At 69.2% G+C, this 19,818-nt stretch carries 20 protein-coding genes; 10 read left to right on the top strand and 10 right to left on the bottom strand.

The genetic code is table 11. From position 1 onward, the window contains the following. Positions 1–915, top strand: coding sequence for a 2-oxoacid:ferredoxin oxidoreductase subunit beta (locus ATI37_RS07800; RefSeq protein WP_117237861.1), 915 nt, complete (start codon positions 1–3; stop codon positions 913–915). Here the strand turns inward: ATI37_RS07800 and ATI37_RS07795 are convergent. Further along, positions 912–2,195: an NAD(P)/FAD-dependent oxidoreductase gene (locus ATI37_RS07795; RefSeq protein ID WP_117237860.1), complete on the bottom strand. Its 1,284-nt coding sequence runs from the start codon at positions 2,193–2,195 to the stop codon at positions 912–914. The two genes, ATI37_RS07800 and ATI37_RS07795, sit on opposite strands and share 4 nt — an antisense overlap. Before the next feature lie 27 nt (positions 2,196–2,222). Here ATI37_RS07795 and moaC point away from each other — a divergent pair, with 27 nt between their 5' ends. Both moaC and ATI37_RS07785 read left to right on the top strand, forming a co-directional pair. Further along, a complete protein-coding gene (gene moaC, locus ATI37_RS07790) occupies positions 2,223–2,693 on the top strand; it encodes a cyclic pyranopterin monophosphate synthase MoaC (protein ID WP_117237859.1) in 471 nt (156 codons plus the stop codon). A 27-nt stretch (positions 2,694–2,720) separates the two neighbouring features. After that, a complete protein-coding gene (locus tag ATI37_RS07785; protein ID WP_117237858.1) occupies positions 2,721–3,050 on the top strand; it encodes a NifB/NifX family molybdenum-iron cluster-binding protein in 330 nt (109 codons plus the stop codon). Here the strand turns inward: ATI37_RS07785 and ATI37_RS07780 are convergent. The 3 genes from ATI37_RS07780 to rtcB form a co-directional block, all read right to left on the bottom strand. Further along, positions 3,025–4,077, bottom strand: coding sequence for a hypothetical protein (locus ATI37_RS07780; protein WP_117237857.1), 1,053 nt, complete (start codon positions 4,075–4,077; stop codon positions 3,025–3,027). The two genes, ATI37_RS07785 and ATI37_RS07780, sit on opposite strands and share 26 nt — an antisense overlap. A 7-nt stretch (positions 4,078–4,084) precedes the next feature. Beyond that, a complete protein-coding gene (locus ATI37_RS07775) occupies positions 4,085–5,545 on the bottom strand; it encodes a phosphodiester glycosidase family protein (RefSeq protein WP_117237856.1) in 1,461 nt (486 codons plus the stop codon). A gap of 107 nt (positions 5,546–5,652) precedes the next feature. Beyond that, positions 5,653–7,083, bottom strand: coding sequence for an RNA ligase RtcB (gene rtcB / locus ATI37_RS07770; RefSeq protein WP_117237855.1), 1,431 nt, complete (start codon positions 7,081–7,083; stop codon positions 5,653–5,655). A gap of 150 nt (positions 7,084–7,233) precedes the next feature. Between rtcB and ATI37_RS07765 the strand changes: the two genes are divergently transcribed. Continuing rightward, a complete protein-coding gene (locus ATI37_RS07765; RefSeq protein ID WP_117237854.1) occupies positions 7,234–8,160 on the top strand; it encodes a PP2C family protein-serine/threonine phosphatase in 927 nt (308 codons plus the stop codon). Positions 8,161–8,182: 22 nt separating this feature from the next. Continuing rightward, complete coding sequence (ndk, locus tag ATI37_RS07760) at positions 8,183–8,596, top strand: nucleoside-diphosphate kinase (RefSeq protein ID WP_117237853.1); 414 nt, start codon at positions 8,183–8,185, stop codon at positions 8,594–8,596. On the opposite strand, the gene ATI37_RS07755 is transcribed toward ndk, so the two are convergent. The 3 genes from ATI37_RS07755 to folP all read right to left on the bottom strand — a co-directional run bounded on the left by ATI37_RS07755 (position 8,593) and on the right by folP (position 10,490). After that, entirely contained in the window at positions 8,593–9,138 is a 546-nt protein-coding gene (locus ATI37_RS07755) for a LabA-like NYN domain-containing protein (RefSeq protein WP_117237852.1), read from the bottom strand. The two genes, ndk and ATI37_RS07755, sit on opposite strands and share 4 nt — an antisense overlap. Before the next feature lie 174 nt (positions 9,139–9,312). Next, on the bottom strand, positions 9,313–9,669 hold the full coding sequence (gene folB / locus ATI37_RS07750; protein ID WP_117237851.1) for a dihydroneopterin aldolase: 357 nt from the start codon (positions 9,667–9,669) through the stop codon (positions 9,313–9,315). 2 nt (positions 9,670–9,671) lie between these two features. Next, on the bottom strand, positions 9,672–10,490 hold the full coding sequence (folP, locus tag ATI37_RS07745; RefSeq protein ID WP_117237850.1) for a dihydropteroate synthase: 819 nt from the start codon (positions 10,488–10,490) through the stop codon (positions 9,672–9,674). Positions 10,491–10,610: 120 nt separating this feature from the next. Here folP and ATI37_RS07740 point away from each other — a divergent pair, with 120 nt between their 5' ends. The 3 genes from ATI37_RS07740 (at position 10,611) to ATI37_RS07730 (ending at position 13,965) form a co-directional block, all read left to right on the top strand. Further along, complete coding sequence (locus ATI37_RS07740; protein ID WP_117237849.1) at positions 10,611–11,819, top strand: MFS transporter; 1,209 nt, start codon at positions 10,611–10,613, stop codon at positions 11,817–11,819. A 113-nt stretch (positions 11,820–11,932) separates the two neighbouring features. Next, on the top strand, positions 11,933–12,472 hold the full coding sequence (locus tag ATI37_RS07735) for a TRAP transporter small permease subunit (RefSeq protein ID WP_117237848.1): 540 nt from the start codon (positions 11,933–11,935) through the stop codon (positions 12,470–12,472). Further along, the gene (locus ATI37_RS07730) at positions 12,472–13,965 is read left to right on the top strand and encodes a TRAP transporter large permease (protein WP_117237847.1); all 1,494 of its coding nucleotides are present in this window, start codon (positions 12,472–12,474) and stop codon (positions 13,963–13,965) included. Before ATI37_RS07735 ends, ATI37_RS07730 begins: the two co-directional genes overlap by 1 nt. A 52-nt stretch (positions 13,966–14,017) precedes the next feature. Here ATI37_RS07730 and ATI37_RS07725 read toward each other — a convergent pair whose 3' ends face one another. From ATI37_RS07725 to ATI37_RS07715, 3 genes are all read right to left on the bottom strand, one after another. Beyond that, positions 14,018–15,097 carry a TRAP transporter substrate-binding protein gene (locus ATI37_RS07725; protein WP_117237846.1) on the bottom strand — a complete coding sequence of 360 codons (1,080 nt, stop codon included), beginning with the start codon at positions 15,095–15,097 and terminating at the stop codon, positions 14,018–14,020. An 81-nt stretch (positions 15,098–15,178) separates the two neighbouring features. Continuing rightward, positions 15,179–15,652, bottom strand: a complete 474-nt coding sequence (locus ATI37_RS07720; RefSeq protein WP_117238562.1) for a DUF4384 domain-containing protein — start codon at positions 15,650–15,652, stop codon at positions 15,179–15,181. Positions 15,653–15,687: 35 nt separating this feature from the next. Beyond that, positions 15,688–16,293: a ribonuclease HII gene (locus tag ATI37_RS07715; protein WP_117237845.1), complete on the bottom strand. Its 606-nt coding sequence runs from the start codon at positions 16,291–16,293 to the stop codon at positions 15,688–15,690. Between the two features lie 20 nt (positions 16,294–16,313). Here ATI37_RS07715 and ATI37_RS07710 point away from each other — a divergent pair, with 20 nt between their 5' ends. Then, entirely contained in the window at positions 16,314–17,798 is a 1,485-nt protein-coding gene (locus tag ATI37_RS07710) for a carboxylesterase/lipase family protein (RefSeq protein ID WP_117237844.1), read from the top strand. 4 nt (positions 17,799–17,802) lie between these two features. Next, entirely contained in the window at positions 17,803–19,806 is a 2,004-nt protein-coding gene (locus tag ATI37_RS07705) for a molybdopterin oxidoreductase family protein (RefSeq protein ID WP_117237843.1), read from the top strand. Positions 19,807–19,818 lie beyond the last annotated feature (12 nt).

Raw genomic sequence — 19,818 nt, 5'->3', positions numbered from 1 at the left:
ATGGTGGAGCTCAGGCTTGCAGACTACAAGGCGGAAAAGCAGCCCGACTGGTGCCCAGGATGCGGGGACTTCGGCATCCTCTCCGCCCTGCAGATGGCCCTCTTTGAGCTGAGGAAGGACCCCTCGCAGACGGTGGTCTTCTCGGGCATTGGCTGCTCGGCCAAGACCCCCCACTACCTGAACGTCTACGGGGTCCACACCCTGCACGGCCGGGTCCTGCCCATCGCCCAGGGGGCCAAGCTGGCCAACCCCCACCTCACCGTGGTGGCCGTGGGCGGGGACGGGGATGGGCTTGGCATCGGGGCCGGGCACTTCGTGGCCGCGGGCCGGAGGAACGTGGACATGCTCTACATCCTCTACGACAACGAGGTCTACGGCCTCACCAAGGGGCAGGCGGGGCCCACCCTGGGCCTGGGGGAGAAGACCAAGAGCCTGCCCAAGCCCAACCCCCAAGGCCGCCTCAACCCCCTCCTCCTGGCCTTCGCCGCCGGGTACACCTGGATCGGCCGGGGCTACGCCTACGACGTGAAGGGGCTGAAGGAGCTCATCAAGGAGGGGATCGCCCACCAGGGCCTGGCCTTCCTCCACGTCCTCCAGCCCTGCCCCACCTACAACGACCTCCACACCAAGGAGTGGTTCGCCCCCAGGCTCTACCGGCTCCAGGAGGAGGGGTACGACCCCCAGGTGCCCCAGGGCCTTCCCCCGGAGGCGCTGGACCGGAAGATGGCCCTCTTCCAGGAGAAGGCCCTGGAGTGGGGGGAGCGCATCCCCGTGGGGGTCTTCTGGAAGGCGGAGGCGTCCACCTTTGAGGAGCGCCTGGGGGCTTACCTCCCCCGCTACCCCGAGGCCTACCCCGCCCAGGGGCAAAGAGAGGCCTTGGACCTCGAAGGCCTCCTCAAGGAGTTCGCCCTCTAGAGCTGGGCCTTGGCGGCGGCCCAGCTGGGCCGGTAGCCGGGGTTTTGGAAGCGGCTGGGAGCCAGGGTCTGGGCCCAGGAGGGCAGGTCTTCCCCTAGGGCCCACCGGGCCAGGACCTCCCCCGCCCCTAGGGCGGCCATGACCCCGTAGCCGGAGAAGGCCCCCGCCAGAAAGACCCCCTCCTCCAGGGGCCCCAGGAGGGGGCGGTTCTCCGGGGTACGGGCGTAGTACCCCCCGTCCACCCGGGGCCGCACCCCCAGGTAGCCCAAAAGGCGGGGCAGGAGGGGGAAAAGCCCCCTCAAGGCCACCTCCCCCGCCCAGGGTGGGGGCGTGGGAAGGCATCCCTGGGGAACCTCCTCTGCCGGGAAGGGGTTGTAGAGGGCCAAAAAACCCTCCCCTTCCGGCCGCCCATGGGCCCCCGGAGGCAGGGGCCCGAGAAGGGGGATAAGCCCGGCCTCCTCCTGCAAAAGGGCCCTTTCCTCAGGGGTGAAGAGCTCCTGGGGTTCGTTCCAGATGAGCAGGGGGGCCTCCCGGGGAAAGAGGCCCAGGGGGTCGGGGAACCAGGCCTTGAAGTGGGGCTGGGCCACCACGGGAAGCTCCAGGCCCAGGGCCCCAAGGAGCCCAGGAAGCCCGGGACCAGGGGCCAGGACCAGAAGGGCGAAGGGCCAAAGCGCCTCCCCTTCTCCCAGGCGGACCCGGGCGGAGCGGGGCCGCCCCCCCTCCCGCTCCAGCCCCAGAAACTCCCCCCGGACCAGCCTTCCCCCCTTTTGGCGGAGGCCCTCGAGGAGGCCCATGCCTAGCCCTTGGGCGGAGAACCACCCCGCGGGGCGCACGTGCAGAGCGGCCCTCCCCCGGAGGTGCCCCAGGTAGGGAAAGACCTCCCCTAAGGCCTCGGGCCGCACCAGGTCCAGACCCCAGGCCGCCTCCTTGGGGTAGGTGCTCGCCCCCCGGTGCACCCGCAGGGGCCCGGCGTGGGCTGCCTCCTGGGCCATGAGGAAAAGGGACTCCTCCTCCCCCACGTAGAGGTAGCCCCGGCAGTTGGGATGGACCAAAGGGGCAAACATCCCGATAAGCTCCAAGCTCCGGGCCACCAAGGCGGCCAGGGCCTCGTCCCCCGGCCAGAAGACCCGGCAGCACTCCGTGGACTTGTCGCTGGTGCAGGCCAAAGGGGCCTCCCGCTCCAGGATCGCCACCCGAAGCCCCTTCTCCGCTAGAAAATAGGCGGCGGAAAGCCCCAGGATCCCCGCCCCCACCACCAAGACCTCGGGGTTGGCCGGCATTTGCCCCCAGGCTACTACACTAGGGCCATGGACCTCACCCACTTCAAGGACGGCAAGCCCCACATGGTGGACGTGACGGAAAAGCCCACCACCTTCCGCACCGCCACCGCCGAGGCCTTCGTGGAGCTCACCGAGGAGGCCCTGAAGGCCCTGGAGGAGGGAGGGGTGGGCAAGGGGGACCCCCTTAGCGTGGCCCAGCTGGCGGGCATCATGGCCGCCAAGAAGACCGCCGAGCTCATCCCCCTCTGCCACCCCCTGCCCCTCACGGGGGTGGAGGTCAAGGTGGAGCTCCTGCGGGAGGAAGGGCAGGTGCGCATCGAGGCCACGGTCCGCACCAAGGCGGAAACCGGGGTGGAGATGGAGGCCCTCACCGCCTGCGCCATAGCCGCCCTCACCGTCTACGACATGCTCAAGGCCGCCTCCAAGGGCCTTTCCATCCGGGAGGTGCGCCTCCTCCACAAGGCGGGGGGCAAGAGCGGGGAGTGGCGGCGGGCCTGAAGGTACCCCGGGCGTATACTTAAGAACATGCGCCTGGCCATCGCCCTCGCCAAGGACGATCCGGAGAAGGTCTACCCCGGCCCCTTTGGCCACGCCCCCCGCTTCGCCATCTACGAGGTGGGGGAGGAGGGGACTCGCTTCCTGGAGGTGCGGGAGAACCCCTACGCCGCCATGAAGGGGGGGAACAAGCACGAGCTCATGCGGGAGCTCCTAAAGGACGTGGACCTGAGGGTAGGGGCCCGGTTTGGCCACGGGGGGTCCATGGGGGCCTTGCCCATGGCGGACCGCCTCGAGGCGGGCCCCGTGAGCGTGGCCGAGGCCCTGGAGAGGCTCAGGGCACGCCGAAATACCGCCTGAGGAGCTCCCGGGCCTCCGGGGAAAGGGGGGTGCGCTCCAGGTAGACCTCGGCCCCCCGTTGCACCCTCTCGGGGGGCCTCCCCCCGGCCCAAGGGGAAGGAAGGGCCTCCTCCCCGCCCTCCCCTCCTGGGGTGAGGAGGCCCTGGCCCGAGCCCTCCAGGGGGATCGGGGGTACTTCCCCGGCCTCGCCCAGCGCCGGGGCGGGCCCTTCCCCGCCCGGCCGGAGGCCGCCCCCCTGGTCCTGGCCCCCAGGGGAGGAGGCCTCGCCGGCCTCCGCCGCTAGGGGATCGGGGCCGCCGGCGCCTTCCCCCCCTCTTGCCCCTTCCCCAGGCTCCCCTCGGGGCGGGGCTCCGGCGCCCGGGGCAGGAGGACCCCCCTCATCCCCTCGGGCCCCAGGGGCAGGGCCTTCGGGGCCTTCCCCCTGGCCCCCCAAGGCCCCTTGGCGGGTCGGCTCCCCGGCGCCCGGCCGGTCGCCCGCCGAGGCGCCCCCCTCCCCTTGAACCGGCTGCCCCTCCCGTGGGTCTTGCGGCACCGCATCCCCCCCCCGACCCACCGGGGTCCCGTCCTGGGGGCCCGCCTGCCCCTCACCCCCCTCTGGGGCCCCTTCCAGGGGGCGGGCCTCCTCCCCGCCCCGGGGCTCGAGGGGCCGCTCCAACCCAGGGAGGCTCCACGGATCCCCGCCTCCTCCCGTCCGCCAGGCGGCCAGGACCAAAAGGAGGAGGAGGACCAGGGCGTAGGCCAGGAGGAGCCCCCAGGGAAAAGGGGGGGGCTCCAAGCGGACCCGCCTGGCCTCGGCCCAAAGCCGCTCCTCCCCGAAGGCCAAGGCGGTGGGGTAGGCCAGGCTTACCCGGGAGATCTCCTTCAGGGCCCGGCCCGCGAAGAGCCGGCTGGGGAGGAGGAGGGCCAAAGGCGAGGCCAGGGCGAACCCCGGGTGGAGGAGACCCAAAAGGGCGAAGCCCAGGGCCAGAAGGAGCCGGTAGCGCCAGGCCAGCCTCCCGGCGTAGCGGAGGTGGAAGCCGGGCCCCACAAGGCCATTATGGAGCATAGAGGGCCAGGGCGCTCACCACCGGCCTAGGGTTGCCCTGGTAGGGGTTTCTTAACCTCCCCTTCACCCAGAGCTGGGCCGAGCCGCCCCCGTCCATGCGGAGGGCGTTCCAGGCCCCCAGGGCGAGGAGGCCCCGGGCCAGGACCCCTGGGGTGGTGGGCTCAGAGACGAGGAGCCATAGCCTTCCTTCCCTCGTCCAGGCCACGGCCGCCTGGGGGGCCACCGCCTGGAGGGGCCTCGGGTCCCGAAAGTTCTCCCGTTCAGGGTCAAAGGCGTACTGCCCCTCCCTCACCAGGAGGGGCCCCCCCTCGAGGGCGTAGCGGAAGGGAGGGTCCAGCCTTCCATAGAGGGAGAGGCGGTCCCCTACCCCCAGGGGAAAGGGGGGAAGCCCCCGGGGGAAGGTGAGGGCCCAGGCCCCGGGGGGAAGCTCCAAGGGGGCGGGCCCGAGGGCCTGGACCCGGTTCCCCACCACCAGGGCCACCTCCTCCCCCTCCCAGCCCACGGGCCCGGGCACGGTGTGGGCCGTGTGGCGGGCCCGGGAGGCGTTTGTCCCCACCCGCACCCGCTCCCCCCTGGGCCCCGCCACCACCGCCTCAAACCGGGGAAACCCCAGGAAGAACTGGAAGGCGTCCCACATCACGGCCACCCGGGCGAAGGGGTAAGAGACCGTGACCCCGTCCTGTACCCAAAGCCCGATGGGCGCCCCCGTCCTGGGGTCAAAGTACCCGCCGTTGAGGACGGCCAGGGCGTCCGGGGCCAGGTCCCGGGGCAAGGCCCGCCTTAAGGGGGTCCCCACGGGGAGGAGGCGGCCCCTTTCCGCCTCCACCAGGTAAAGCCGCAAGGGTTCGGGGGCGAAGGCGTAGACCTCCCGGTAGCGCACCCCGGGGGCTAGGGCCTCCTCCACCTCGGGCAGGAGGAGGTGGAGGTCCAGGACCAGCCTAGGGGGGTTCGCCAGGGCGAAGAGGCGGTGCCTCAGGAGGCTCCCGGGAGCCTTTAGGCTAAGGTGGGTCCCCCCGGGGAGGAGGCGCACCTCGGCGGAAAGGCCCCTGGGCCAGGGGGCCTTGAGGAGGCCCGGGGCCAGGTAGGGGAGGCGCACCTGCAAAACCCCTTTCCCCACCCCCTCCTCCGGAGCCCCCAGGTGGGAGGTGGGGAGGTCCAGGACCACCCGGAAGGCTCCCCCCTGGCCGCCGAAGCGCACCCCCGCCTCGGGGACCTGGAAGTAGCCCAGGGCCTTCAGGGCCTCGAGGGGAAGCCTTTCCCCTTCCGGGGGCGGGAGGTCCGCCAAAGGCTCCACCCAGCCCACCCCGGGCACGTAGACCAGGCGCACCCCTTCCCCCTCGTACACCAAGGCCCCAGCCTCCTCCCGGAAGCGAAGGCCGAAGGTGGCTGCAGGAAGGAGGGTCTGGCCCAAGGCGGTGGAGAGGAAGAGGAGGAGGGCAAGAAACCTCATCCCCTCATGAAAGCAGAAAGGGGTGAGAAGGGGCTTAGGCGCCCTGGGGGCGGGGAGGGCGCCTGGGCAGGGGCTCGGTGGGGGTTTTCTGGAGGAGGGGCGGCCCCTCAGCCCTTGACCACGATCAGGGGCCTGAGCCGGGCCACCTTCCTCCCGATCCCCGCCCCGTGGACCGCCTCCACCACCACCGAGACGTCCTTGTAGGCCTCGGGCATCTCCTCGTCCACCGTGGCCCGGGTGGCGGCCCGCACCAGGATGCCCCTTTCCGCAAGCTCCTTGACCAGGTTCCGCTCCCGGGCCACCTTTTTGGCCTGGTGGCGGCTCATCTTGCGCCCCGCCCCGTGGCAGCTACTGCCGAAGGAGACCTCCATGGCCCTCTCTGTGCCCGCCAACACGTAGGAGTAGCGGCCCATGTCCCCGGGCACCAGGACGGGCTGCCCCACCTTGCGGTACTCGGGGGGGATCTCCGCGCTTCCAGGGCCAAAGGCCCGGGTGGCCCCCTTGCGGTGGACCAGGACCCGCCTCCCCCCGTGCTCCTCAAACTTGGCGTTGTTGTGGGCCAGGTCGTAGAGGACCCTGAGGCCGTGGTCCCTCGGGGGGAAGCCCACGGCCTCAAAGGCCTCCCGCACGAAGTGGGCGATGAGCTGGCGGTTGGCGAAGGCGAAGTTGGCGGCGGCGGCCATGGCCTGGAGGTAGTCCTCCCCCTCGGGGCTCCTTATGGGAGCTGCGGCCAGCTGCTTGTCCACAAGCTCAATCCCGTAGCGGGGGGCCGCCTTGAGGAAGCGCTCCACGTAGTCCTGGCAGACCTGGTGCCCCAGGCCCCGGCTTCCCGTATGGATGAGGACGGCGACCTGACCGGGGAAAAGGCCAAAGGCCTCAGCAGCCCCCTGATCGTAGACCTCGTCCACGTACTGCACCTCCAGGAAGTGGTTCCCGCTCCCCAGGGTGCCGATCTGGGGGGCGCCCCGCTCAAAGGCCCTCTCCGAGACCTTTTCGGGGTTGGCCCAAGGGAGGCGGCCCTCGGACTCGATGAAGCGGAGGTCCTCGGGGTAGCCAAAGCCTCGGCGGACGAGCCACCCGGCCCCCTCCTTAAGGATCTCCTTGAGGTCCCCCTTGCTGAAGCGCACGTCCCGCCGCTCGCTCCCCACCCCCGAGGGGACCAGGCGGTAGAGGGTGTCCGCCAGCTCCCGCTGTTTGGGGAGGAGGTCCTGAAGGGTGAGGCTCGAGGCCAGGAGCCGGACCCCACAGTTGACGTCAAAACCCACCCCGCCCGGGCTCACCACGCCCCCTGCCTCCGGGTCAAAGGCCGCCACCCCCCCAATGGGAAAGCCGTAGCCCCAGTGGATGTCGGGCATGGCCAGGGCGGGCTCCACGATGCCGGGCAGGGTGGCCACGTTCACGAGCTGCTGCAAGGAGGCGTAACCCTCGGCCTCGAGGTCCTTTAAGATCTCCTCCAAGGCGAAGAAGACCCCGTCCACCCGCATCTTCCCCTGCCGGGGGATACGGTAGACGTAGGGGGCGACTTTCTCAAAGCGCATGCTACCCTCCCCCCAAAACGATCAGGCTCTCACCAAAACAATCGGGCTCCCGGCCCGGGCGTAGGTTCACGCTACCCCAGGATGCGGTATGCGTCAAGTCATGCAGGCTCCCCCGGGACGGAACCGCCCCAGGTGGATTAAAATCCCCGCGTGTCCAGCCTCAGCTTTGCCCTTCGGACCCACCCCGGCTTGAAACGCCCCAAGAACGAGGATGCGGTGGGCCACCTCCTCACGCCCTGGGGCGGGGTCTTCATCGTGGCGGACGGCATGGGAGGGCACCGCACGGGAGAGGTGGCCTCCCGCCTGGCAGTGGAGACCATCCTGGAGCACCTGAAGGAGGCCGAGCCCTCGCCCAAGGCGCTCCTGGAAGCCTTTGAGCGGGCCAACGCCCGCATCTATCAAGAGGCCCTGCGCCCCGAGAACCGAGGCATGGGCACCACGGCCACCTGCCTCCTCCTGGACCTCCCCTACGCCCTCATCGCCCACGTGGGGGACTCCCGGGCCTACCTCCTGAGGGGGGAGGAGCTCGCCCTCCTCACCCAGGACCACTCCTGGGTGGCGGAAAGGGTACGCCAGGGCCTCCTTACCGCCGAGGAGGCCAGGGTCCACCGCTGGCGCAACGTGATCACCAACGCCCTGGGCTCCTTTCCCCAGGCCCGGGTGGACCTCTTGGGTCTAAAGCTTCAGCCGGGGGACACCCTCCTCCTCTGCACCGATGGGCTTTCCGGGGTGCTAGAGGACCGCACGCTGAAGGAGGCGCTGAGGAACTTCCCCCCCGAGGAGGCGACGAGGAGGCTGGTGGAGCTCGCCAACGAGTGGGGCGGGCCCGACAACGTGAGCGTGGCCGTGGTCCGCCCACCCCAGGAACTCCCCCAGGGCACCAGGCCCTACGCCCTGCCCCTGGAAGCGGCAGGAGGCGCCCCCGTGCGCCTCCATCTAGGGGAGGAGCCTGAGGAGCTCCCTACCCAGGTGCTGGAACTCAAAGAGCGTCCCCGGGTGGGCTGGCGGGACGTACTCCTCATCCTCCTCTGGGTCGTGGTGGTGGCCTACATCCTTCTGGGTTACCTCCGCCCCTGAGATCTGCTAGACTCCCAGAAGTATGGAGCGCACCTTTGTGATGGTGAAACCCGACGGCTTCCGGCGCGGCCTGGTGGGCGAGATCCTCGCCCGCTTTGAGCGCAAGGGCCTCCGCATCGCAGGCCTGAAAGCCCTGAGGATCTCCCAGGAGCTTGCGGAGAGGCACTACGCGGAGCACCGGGAGAAGCCCTTCTTCCCCTCCCTGGTGGGCTTCATCACCTCGGGCCCGGTGGTGGCCTTGGTCTTGGAGGGCCCGAACGCGGTGGCCGAGGTGCGCAAGATGGTGGGGGCCACCCACCCCAAGGACGCCCAGCCCGGCACCATCCGCGGGGACTACGCCACCACCATCGACGAAAACGTGATCCACAGCTCAGCAAACCCGGAGGACGCCAAGCGGGAGATCGCCCTCTTCTTCCGCCCAGAGGAACTCCTCTAGCCTTCGGCCTCGGGAGGTTGGGGCGGGGTGGCGGCCCGGAGGCGCTCCCAGGGAAAGTCGTCCAGGGGGTAGAAGCGGTCCGCCTGTTGGGCCAGGCGGTGGGAGGAGAGGGCGTGGAATGTGGTGTTCTCCACCTGCTTGCCCATGTCCTGCACCACCCGCACCACCTCGGCAAAGTCCCCGTCCCCCGAGACCAAGACGGCGATATCGTAGGCGTTCACGAAGGCCAGGCGCAGGATGTCTACGGCGATCTGGATGTCCACCCCCTTCTCCACGAACCCCTCGGCCCGCCTCTCCAGCCTCCCCAGGCGCACGGTCACGTAGGGGACCCGCTTCAGGTAGTTGAGGAAGCTCTGGTGGGCCTTGGCTGCAGCATCCTCCGGAGGGAGGGGGGCGTTGTAGTAGTAGGCGCGAAGGAGCCTCCTGCCCGCGGTGAGGAGGGTGACGAACTCCACAAAGTTCAGCCGGTAATCCGAGCCCAGATGCTGCACCAACCCCTTGTAGAGGTTGGAGCCGTCGATAAATATGGCTACCCTTTCCATAACCGACCCGCCCCTTCCCCGGGCTCCCTTAGTCTAGCCCAGAGGGATGAGAAGGTTTATAGCCCACCGCTCACAGGAGCGGTGGGGGAAGGGATATACCCTTTTGGCCCTTTCGGGCGCGCTTATGCTACCACGGCCTTCCCGTGAGTGCAAGATGAGCACGGGGAACCCCGCCTAGGAGCGGGTTTTTCGCGTTTCCGCGTACACGTCGCGGAAGACCCCGGGGATGGGGGCGTGGGGCTTGTGCACCCGCACCCGCACCGCCTGAAGCCGGGGAAAGGCCTGGAGGAGGGCGTCCGCCAGGTGGTCCGCCAGGGCCTCGATGAGGTAGAAGCGGCGGTGGCGCACCAACTCCTCCACCAGGGCGTAGACCTGGGCGTAGTCCACGGTCTCCTGGAGGCGGTCTCCCTTGCCCTCAAAGGCCACCTCCAGCCAAAGGTCCACCACGAACCGGGCCCCAAGCCGCCCCTCCTCGGGCATGACCCCGTGCCGCCCGTAGAACTCTAGGCCCAAGAGGGCGATCTCCCCCATCCCTACCCCCAGAGGGCGTTCCAGACCGAAAGGGCCTCCCGGTGGGCCCTCACGTCGTGGACCCGAAGGAGCCTCGCCCCCTTCATGGCGGCGTAGAGGTGGGCAGCCACGGAGCCGTGGACCCGGTCCTTGGGCACCTCCACCCCCGTGAGCTCCCCGATCATGCGCTTGCGGGAAAGCCCCACGAGGACGGGGTGGCCTAGCTCCACGATGGCCTCCAGGTGGCGGAGGAGGGCCAGGTTGTGGGGGAGAAGCTTCCCGAAGCCAAACCCCGGGTCCAAGACCACCTGGGGCACCCCAGCCCTCAGGGCCCTTTCCGCCTGGGCCTCGAGGAAGGACCTGACCTCGGCCACCACGTCCCCGTAGCGGGCGTGGGCCATCATGGCCTTGGGGTCGGGGACGGGCATGTGCATGATCACCGCCGGGACCCCGTACCGGGCTGCCAGGGCCACCATGCGCTCGTCCCTCAGCCCCGTCACGTCGTTCAGGAGATGGGCCCCAAGCCTAAGGGCCTCCTCGGCCGCCTCGGGCTTGCGGGTGTCCACGGAGACGGGGACCCCCAGGGAGAGGACGGCCTCGAGGGCGGGAAGAAGCCTTCTCCTCTCCTCTTCCACGGGCACGGGCTCGGCCCCGGGGCGGGTGGACTCCGCCCCCAGGTCCAGGAGGTCCGCCCCCTCGGCCACCATCTCCTTGGCCCTTAGGAGGGCCTTCTCTGGGTCCAGGTAGAGACCGCCATCCGAGAAGGAGTCCGGGGTGAGGTTGAGGATCCCCACGATCCGGGGGCGGGAGAGGTCCAAGGCATGACCGCGAAGCCAGAGCACGCCTCGGATTATAGCGGGCCCGGAGGGGCGGCTGCCGTCCCAAACGGGGAAAGAGCCTAGGGGAACCCAGCTCCCCTGCCTCCAGGGATCCCCGGGGCCGGTTCTGATAAGGTGGGCCCCATGGACCGCGGGCCCGGGTGGTTCCTCCGCCTTTCCGCCTACTGGTTTGGCACCAGCTTCAAGTGGTTCCTAGTCCTCCTGGTCCTCCTCCCCGCCAAGGTGGCCGAGCTCTCCCCCCTCGAGGAGAGGGCCACCCGGCTGGGCCTCCTCTTCGGCCTGGGTGCGGTGATGGCCATCCTGGGCCCCCCCATTATGGGCTACCTCTCCGATCGCCTGGGGCGGAGGCGGCCCTTCTTGCTCTGGGGAAGCCTCCTCACCGCCCTAGCCCTCCTCCTCCTGGTCCACGCCCCAAGCTACGCCCTCCTCCTCCTCGCCTACCTCCTCCTGCAGGTGGCGGACGACCTGGCCACCGGCCCCTACTCAGCCCTTATCCCCGACCTGGTACCCAGGGAGGAGCGGGGCAGGGCCTCGGGGTACATGGGCCTACTCCAGGTTTCGGGGCAGGTCCTGGGGGGAGTCGTGGGCTTCCTCCTCCCCCTTGAGCCCCAGGCCTACCTGGCTGCCCTTTTGAACCTCCTGGGGGCCGCCCTTAGCCTTTCCCTGATGCCAGACCGCCTGCCCAAGGCTAACCTCCGCCCCTTCCTCACGGCCATGGCCGCCCCCTGGAAGGACTGGGACTTCTTCCTGGTCTACCTCACCCGCTTCCTGGTGATGCTGGGCTTCTACCTGGCCCAAACTTACCTGCAGTACTTCCTAGCCGACGTGGTGCAGGTCTTCGGGGCCCTGGGCCGCACCCTCACGGAGGAGGCCTTCCAGGCGGTGGCCCTCCTGGGCCTCCTCATCTCCTTGGGGGCAGCCTTGGCCAGCGTGCCCGCAGGCCGGGCCTCGGATAGGCTAGGGCGGAAGCCCCTCATCTACCTTTCGGGGGCAGGGCTGGGCTTCCTGATGCCCTTCATCCTCCTCTATCCCCGCTACGACCTTCTCCTTTTCCTCGCCCTCTTCTTCGGCCTTTTCTACGGGATCTACCTGGCGGCGGACTGGGCCCTGGTGGCCGATGTCCTCAAGGACCCCAAGGCCCACGCCACGGACATGGGCCTGTGGCAGACCTCCATCGTGGTGCCCCAGGTGCTGGCCGGGGCCTTTGGCCGCCCCTTGGACCTTCTGAATGCGGAAAGCCCCGGCCTGGGCTACACCGTCCTCTTCCTCTTGGCCGGGCTCTTCTTCCTCCTGGGGGCCTTCTTGGTGGCGGGCATCCAGCGGGCCCGGTAGGGACACGCGTTCCCGCATCCCTCCGAAACGCTGGATTGGCACTTCGTTCTCCCTCGTTATTGACGCTTCATTCCCCCTCGTTTAGGATAGGGCAGGTTTTCCGGAGGGGAAAAATGCGAACGCTCCTCGCCCTAGCCAAAGGTATAGACGCCCTAAGCGAAGGGGTGGGTCGGGTGATCGCCTGGCTGGCCCTCTTGATGGCCCTCCTTTCCGCGGGGAATGCCCTCATGCGCTACGGCTTCAGCTACAGCTCCAACGCCTACCTCGAGGCCCAGTGGTACATGTTCAGCCTCATCTTCCTCCTCGGGGGGGCCTACGCCCTGAAGCGGAACGCCCACGTGCGCATTGACCTCATCTACGGCCGCCTCACCCCAAGGGCCCGGGCCTGGATAGACCTCCTGGGCACCGTCCTCTTCCTCATCCCCATGGCCCTCGGGGTCCTCTACCTGGCCTGGCCCTGGGCCATGAGCAGCCTGGCGGTCCGGGAAGCCTCCCCCGACGTGGGGGGCCTCCCCCGTTGGCCCATCAAGCTGGCCCTCCTGGTGGGCTTCGCCCTCCTCGCCCTCCAGGCCCTTTCCGAGCTCATCAAGCGGTTGGCCTTCCTCCTGGGGCTGCACCTCCTGGAGGAAGGGGAAAAGGGGGTGGTGGAGTAGTGGACCTCTACGCCCTCATGCCCCCCTTGATGTTTTTGGCCCTCATCCTCTTCCTCCTCTCCGGCTACCCGGTGGCCTTCGCCCTGGGAGCGGTGGGCATCGTCTTCGGCTTCCTGGGCATCGCCCTGGACCTCTTCCCTCCAGCCCTCCTCCGGGCCATGCCCGACCGCATCTTCGGCATCATGTCCAACCAGCTCCTCCTGGCCATCCCCTTCTTCACCCTCATGGGCATCATCTTGGAGCGGAGCGGCCTGGCGGAGGACCTCTTGGACACCATGGGCCAGCTCTTCGGGCCCCTTAGGGGGGGCCTCGCCCTGAGCGTGGTCTTCGTGGGGGCCATCCTGGCGGCCACCACGGGGGTGGTGGCCGCCAGCGTCATGGCCATGGGCATCATCTCCCTGCCCGTCATGCTCAAGTATGGCTACAATCCCCGCTTCGCCAGCGGGGTGATCCTGGGTTCCGCCACCCTGGCCCAGATCATCCCCCCCAGCGTGGTCCTCATCGTCCTGGCGGACCAGCTTGGGGTAAGCGTGGGGGACATGTACCGGGCGGCCCTGATCCCCGCAGGCCTCACCGTGGGCCTTTACTTCCTCTACGTGGTCTACGTGGCCCTCTTCCGGCCAAAGTGGGCCCCAACCCTTCCCCTTGAGGCCCGCCCCGAGGCGGGCAAGGAGGCGGAGACCGCCTTCGCCCTCCTCTCCTACCTCCTGGTGGGCGTGGGGGCCTGGAGGCTAGGGGAGTTCCTGCGCCTGCCTGGCTGGCTGGAGGGCCTCGAGGTCCTCCTGGCCCTTGCCCTGTGGACCCTCGTCCTCCTCCCCCGCATCCGGAGAAACCCCCTCCTCCGGCGGGCCCTCCTCTCCATGGTTCCCCCCCTGGTTCTCATTTTCCTGGTCCTGGGCACGGTCCTCCTGGGGGTGGCCACCCCCACGGAGGCGGGGGCCATGGGGGTGGTGGGGGCTTTGGCGCTGGCCGCCCTGAACCGCCGCCTCTCCCTCCGGGTTCTCTACCAGGCCATGGAGCAGACGGCCACCCTCACCGCCTTCGTGATCTTCATCCTCATCGGTTCCACCCTCTTCAGCCTGGTCTTCCGGGGGGTGGACGGGGACCTTTGGGTGGAGGGCTTCTTCACGGGGCTTCCCGGGGGTGAGGCGGGCTTCATCCTCTTCGTCATGGTCCTGGTCTTCCTCCTGGGCTTCTTCATTGATTTCTTTGAGATCGCCTTCATCGCCCTGCCCCTCCTGGCCATCGGGGCCGAGGCCTTGGGCATTGACAAGCTCTGGTTCGGCCTCCTGGTGGGGGTGAACCTCCAGACCTCCTTCCTCACCCCCCCCTTCGGCTTCGCCCTCTTCTACCTCCGGAACGTGGCCCCCAAGGAGGTAAAGACGGGGGACATTTACCTGGCAGGCATCCCCTTCATCCTCCTCCAGCTTCTGGTCTTGCTCCTGGTTTACTTCCTGCGGGAGCCCATTTTGCGGTTTGCCACGGGCGGCTAAGGAACCCGGGAAAAGCCCCCGGGCAAACCCGGGGGCTTTCCACTAGCCCCGCCTAGACGGTGGGGAAAGCGAACTGCCCGTAGCCCAACTCCGCCACCCCAAACCAGCGGTACTGCTCCTCCCGGAAGGTCTTCCAGGCGGTGTAGACCCTGCGATAGGTGGCATCCTTGGCCGCCTCCTCCTCGTACCAGTCAAAGGCTGCCTTCTGGGCCGCCCGCATCACCTCCGCGGGCCACTTCCGGAGCCGGACCCCGGCCCTGAGGAGGCGCTGGAGGGCGGGCGGGTTCACCTGGTCGTACTTGGCCATCATGGCCAGGTTGGCCTCGGCGGCGGCCACCTCAAAGGCCTGCTGGTACTCCTTGGGAAGCCGTTGCCACTCCCTTAGGTTCACGTAGAAAGAGAGCATGGCGGAGGGCTCGTGCCAGCCGGGGTAGTAGTAAAACCGGGTCACCCTTTGGAAGCCCAGCTTCTCGTCGTCGTAAGGGCCCACCCACTCGGCGGCGTCCACCACACCCCGCTCCAGGGCAGGGTAGATGTCCCCGCCCGCTATGACCTGGGGCACCACGCCGAGCCGGCTCATCACCTGGCCGCCGGGGCCGGGGATGCGCATCTTGAGGCCCCTCAGGTCCGCCAGGCTGTTGATCTCCCGGCGGAACCAGCCCCCCATCTGGGTCCCAGTGTTCCCCCCGGGGAACTGGATGATGCCGAAGTCGGCGAAGATGGAGCGGAAGAGCTCAATGCCCCCCCCGTAGTACATCCAGGCGTTCTGTTGCCGGGCGGTGAGGCCAAAGGGTACCGAGGTATCGTAGGCTAGGACCTGGGCCTTGCCCACGAAGTAGTAGCTGGCGGTGTGCCCCACCTGCACCGTGCCCTGTTGCACAGCGTCCATCACCTGGAGAGCGGGTACGATCTCTCCGGCTTGGAAGGGGCGGATCTGGAAGCGCCCCCCCGTCAGCTCGGAAACCCTCTTGGCCAGGTCCTCCGCCGCCCCGTAGATGGTGTCCAGGCTCCTGGGGAAGCTAGAGGCCAAGCGCCAGCGCACCGTGGGGCTCGCCTGGGCGAACACGGGTCCAAAAGCCGCGCTAGCCGCCACGCCGATGCCTGCCTTCTTCAAAAAGTCACGCCGCTTCATTGTGACCTCCTTTGCGGTCCGAGGGGATTATACCCTAGCACCCAGGGGCCTTGACAAGCCCCTCGGGAATAAAGTTACGGGTCAGTAGAGGTAGAAGTGGGTCTCCGCCACCCCGTACCCCCGGGACCCGGAGGCCTCCAGGTAGACCCGAAGCCCGGCGTCCCAGTCTGTGTACACACCCTCCAGCCGCACCCGGGCGGGCGGGGGGGCCTCGGTGTAGACCGCCCGCACCCGGTGGAGGCCCCTAGGGGGCACCAGGCGGTAGCGGTAGGCCCCTCGGGGCAGGAGGTGGGTGCCCCGCTCCAGGTAGAAGCGGTCCAGCTCGTAGGTGCGCCCGTCGGGGTCTACCACCACCAGGCTCACCCAGCCGGGGCGGTCCAAGGTGAGGAGGAAGCGGATCTCCTCCCCCACGAAGTAGGTAGCCCCAGGCCCCCGGTCGGGCTCAAAGCGCAGGAGGGCGGGGGTGAGGTCCAGGCGGTAGGAGAGGGTCAGACCCTGCAGGGTGAGGGTGCAGGCGGAAAGAAGGCCAGCGAGAAGAACCCACAATAGCCGCATGGGCATCTCGCCCCCTAGCCTAACCCCGAAGAGGCTTAGGGGTCTTGAGAAAACCTTAAGGGAGCCTGGGCCACGGGGACGAAGCGCCGCCTGTGGACAGGGGAAGGCCCTAGGGCAAGGAGGGCCTCCTGGTGCTCGGGGGTGCCGTAGCCCTTGTGCCGGGCGAAGCCGTAGCCGGGGTAGAGGCGGTCCCAATGGGCCATGAGGCGGTCCCGGTGGACCTTGGCCAGGATGCTGGCCGCGGCCACGCTGGGGCTTTGCTGGTCCGCTTTGGGCGGGGAGAGGAGGGGAAGGGGGGTCTTTAGGGGGAGGTAGTCCGTCACTAGGGCCTGCGGGGGAAGGGACAGGAGGGCCAAGGCCCTCTCCGCCGCCAGGAGGGTAGCCCCTAAGACCCCGAGCTGGTCCACCTCCTCCGCCTCGGCCAGGCCTAGGGCGTAGGCCAGGGCCACCCGCCGCACCTCCTCCGCCAGGGCCTCCCGGGCCCTAGGAGAAAGGAGCTTGGAGTCCTTAAAGGGATGACGCCCCGGGGGGAGGACCACTGCCCCCACCACGATGGGCCCAGCCCAGGCCCCCCGGCCCGCCTCGTCCACCCCGGCCACCCTCAGGCCCTGGGCCCAGAAGCCCGCCTCGAGGCCCTCCATCTTTGTGGGATTATAAGCCCATGGTCTGGCTCCTCCTTTTCCTCCTCTCCCCCGCCCTGGCGGCGGAGCTCTTCCTCTTCACCCCGGAAGGCCCCTTGAGGGGAGTGGGCCGGGACGGGGTGGGGGCGGTCTTTGGTCTGGTCTACGCCCATGCGGAGCGCTTCACCGCTCCCAGGCCCGTGGAGGGCCTCAAGCAGAAGCCGGTGCGGGCCTGCCCCCAGCCCCCAGGGCTCACAGCCCGGTTCGGGGGGTATGTGCCGCCCCAGGAGGAGGACTGCCTCCAGGTCCAGGTCTACTTCCCCTTGGAGGCGCCGCCCAAGGGGGGCTTTCCGGTGATGGTCTTCCTCCACGGGGGGAGCTTCCTCTCGGGAAGCGGGGCCGAGCCCATCTACGCCGCCTGGCGGCTGGCCCGGGAGGGGGCGGTGGTCTTCCTCCCCAACTACCGCCTGGGGGCCTTGGGGTTTCTGGCCCTCCCCGCCCTCCAGAGGGAAGACCCCGTGGCCGTGGGCAACTACGGCCTTCTGGATGCCCTTTTGGCCCTCCGCTTCGCCAGGAAGATGGCCCCCTACTTTGGGGGAAACCCCGAAAACCTCACCCTCTTCGGCCAGTCGGCGGGGAGCATGCTGGCCTGCACCCTCTTGGCCCTGCCCGAGGCCCGGGGGCTTGTCCAGAAGGCCATCCTCCAGTCCGGCGGGTGCGCCGAGGTGCGCCCCCTGGAGGGGGACTTCCGGGTAGGGGAGGGGGTGGCCCGGAAGGCCGGCTGCGACCCCCAGGACCTGGCCTGCCTGCGGCGGGCTCCCCTGAGGGACCTCATCCCCGGGGGCGGGGGAAGCCTCGAGGCCGCCTCCTTCCTCTCCTCCCCCTTCAAGCCCCACCTGAACCCCCGCCTCCTGCCTGGGAGGCCCCTGGAGGCCCTCCTGGCCGGGGAGGCCCGGGGGATTCCCCTCCTGGCCGGGGCCACGGCGGAGGAGGTGCCCCCGGGGGAAGGCCCCAGGAGCTGGGAGGGGTTCAGGGAAGCCCTTAGGGGGGAGAGGCCTGGGGTGCGGGAGGCCCTCCTAGGGCACTACCGAAGCCGCTTCCCTGACCCCAGGCGGGCCTACGCCGCCTACCAAACGGAGCGCACCCTCCTCTGCCCCACCCTGAAGGCGGCCCGGGCCCAAAGCCCCTTCGCCCCCACCTACGCCTACCTCTTCACCTTCCGCGTCCCCGGATTGGAGGCCTTGGGGGCCTTCCACGGCCTGGACCTGGCCCCCCTCTTCGGGAACCTCTGGGAGATGCCCTTCCTCCCCCTCTTCCTGACCCAGGAGGCCCGGGAGAGGGCGGAGGCCCTGGGGAAGAGGATGCGCCGCTACTGGGTGGGCTTCGCCCAGGGGGAGCGTGGGGGCTGGCCCACATGGCCCCTCTACCGGGAGGGCCTGGTCCTCCGCCTGGACGACCCCATAGGCCTCCTCCAAGACCCCTACGAGGAAAGGTGCAGCCTCCTGGAGCGGCTTGGGCTACTATAGCCATATGCGGGCCACCTGCCCCTTGGACTGCCCCGACGCCTGCAGCCTCCGCCTCACCTTCCAGGGGGGAAGGCTTCAGGAGGTGAAGGGGGACCCCCGCCACCCCATCACCCGGGGCTTCGCCTGCGCCAAGACCTACCGCTATCCGGAAAGGGTCCGGGAGAGGCTCCTCTACCCCCTGCGCCGGGTGGGGCGGAAGGGGGAGGGGCGCTTTAGCCGGGTCTCCTGGGAGGAGGCCCTGGAGGAGATCGCCCAGAGGCTCATGGAGGTCCTGGACCGGGAAGGGGGCGAGGCTGTCCTCCCCTACCACTACGCCGGGACCATGGGCCTCATCGAGAACCAGCACCCCCTGGCCTTCTTCCGGGCCATCGGGGCTTCGGAGCTTTTGGAGACCATCTGCGCCAGCGCGGGAAGCGCCGCCTGGGAGATGACCTACGGCCCCCGCCTAGCCCCGGACCCCGAGGAGGTCCCGGAGGCCCGCTACATCGTCCTTTGGGGCATCAACAGCCTCGCCACGAATAGCCACCTCACCCCCTTCCTCAAGGAGGCGAGAAAGCGGGGAGCCAAAATCGTCCACATCGACCCCTACGAGAACCTGACGAGCCGCTTCGCCGACTGGCACATCAAAATCCGGCCCGGCACGGACGCCGCCCTGGCTTACGCCTTGTCCCACGTCCTCTTCCGGGAGGGCCTAGTGGACTGGGATTACTTGGAAAGGGCGGCGGTGGGCCTCGAGGCCTACCGGAAGGAGGCGGAAGGGTGGCCCCCCGAAAGGGCCAGCGCCCTCACCGGGGTCCCGGAGGAGGCCATCCTCCGCCTGGCCCGGGAGATGGGGGAGCGAAAAAGGGTCTTCCTCCGGGTGGGCTACGGCATGACCCGCCACCCGGGGGGCGGGAACGCCCTAAGGGCCGCCATCCTCCTCCCCGCCCTCCTCGGGGCCTGGCGCTACCCCGGGTGCGGGGCCATGCTCTCCACCAGCGGGGCCTTCTTCCTGAACCGGCGCTTCCTGGGGGGGCGGCACCTTCTGGAGGGGGGCCATCCCCACGAGGGCTACTTCCGCCCCAACCCCCAGGCCAGGGCGGTGAACATGAACCAGCTGGGCACGGCCCTCACGCAGCTCAAGCCCCCCATCAGGGCCCTTTTCGTCTTCAACAGCAACCCCTTGGTGGTGGCCCCCCATACGGGGAGGGTGAAGGCGGGGTTAGAACGGGAGGACCTCTTCACCGTGGTCCTGGAACAGGTGAGGACGGAAACCGCCCTCTACGCCGACTACCTCCTCCCCGCCACCCTCTTCTACGAGCACCCGGACCTCTACCTGAGCTACGGCCACTACTACCTCTCCTGGAACGAGCCTCTGGCCGAGCCGGAAGGGGAGGCTAGGCCCAACACCTGGGTCTTCCGGGAGCTGGCGAAGCGGCTTGGCCTGGAGGAGCCCACCCTCTACTGGACGGCGGAGGAGGTGGCGAGGAGCCTCCTCCAAACCGACCACCCCTTCCTCCAGGGCATCACCCTGGAGAGGCTCAAGCGGGAAGGGTTCGTGAAGCTCAACCTCCCCAAGCCCTTCCTCCCCTTCGCCCAAGGGAAGGTGCGCTTTAGCCCCCCGCCGGAGGTCCTCCCCACCGAGCCCCTCCCGGACTACCCCCTGATCCTCCTCACCCCCCCAGCCCACCGCTTCTTGAACACCACCTACGGGAACGTGGAGGCCCTACTGGAGGCCGAAGGGGGGGAGCCCAGGCTCCTCATCCACCCCGAGGACGCCCTGGCCCGGGGGGTCCAAAGCGGGATGCTGGTCCACATCCGCTCCCCTTGGGGCCGGATCACCCGGAGGGCGGTGGTGGCCGAGGCCCCCATCCCGGGGACGGTGGTCCTCGAGGGCACCTGGTGGGAAAGGTGGGCCCCGGATGGCAAGGGGGTGAACCACCTCACCTCGGAAAGGCTCACGGACCTAGGGGGCGGGAGCACCTTCCACAGCACCCCGGTGGAGGTGGAGCCCCTCCGCCTGGCCTAGAAGGCCACCCGC

This window comes from Thermus sediminis, assembly GCF_003426945.1.
Taxonomy (GTDB): domain Bacteria; phylum Deinococcota; class Deinococci; order Deinococcales; family Thermaceae; genus Thermus; species Thermus sediminis.
This window is presented reverse-complemented; position numbering and strand designations above follow the sequence as displayed.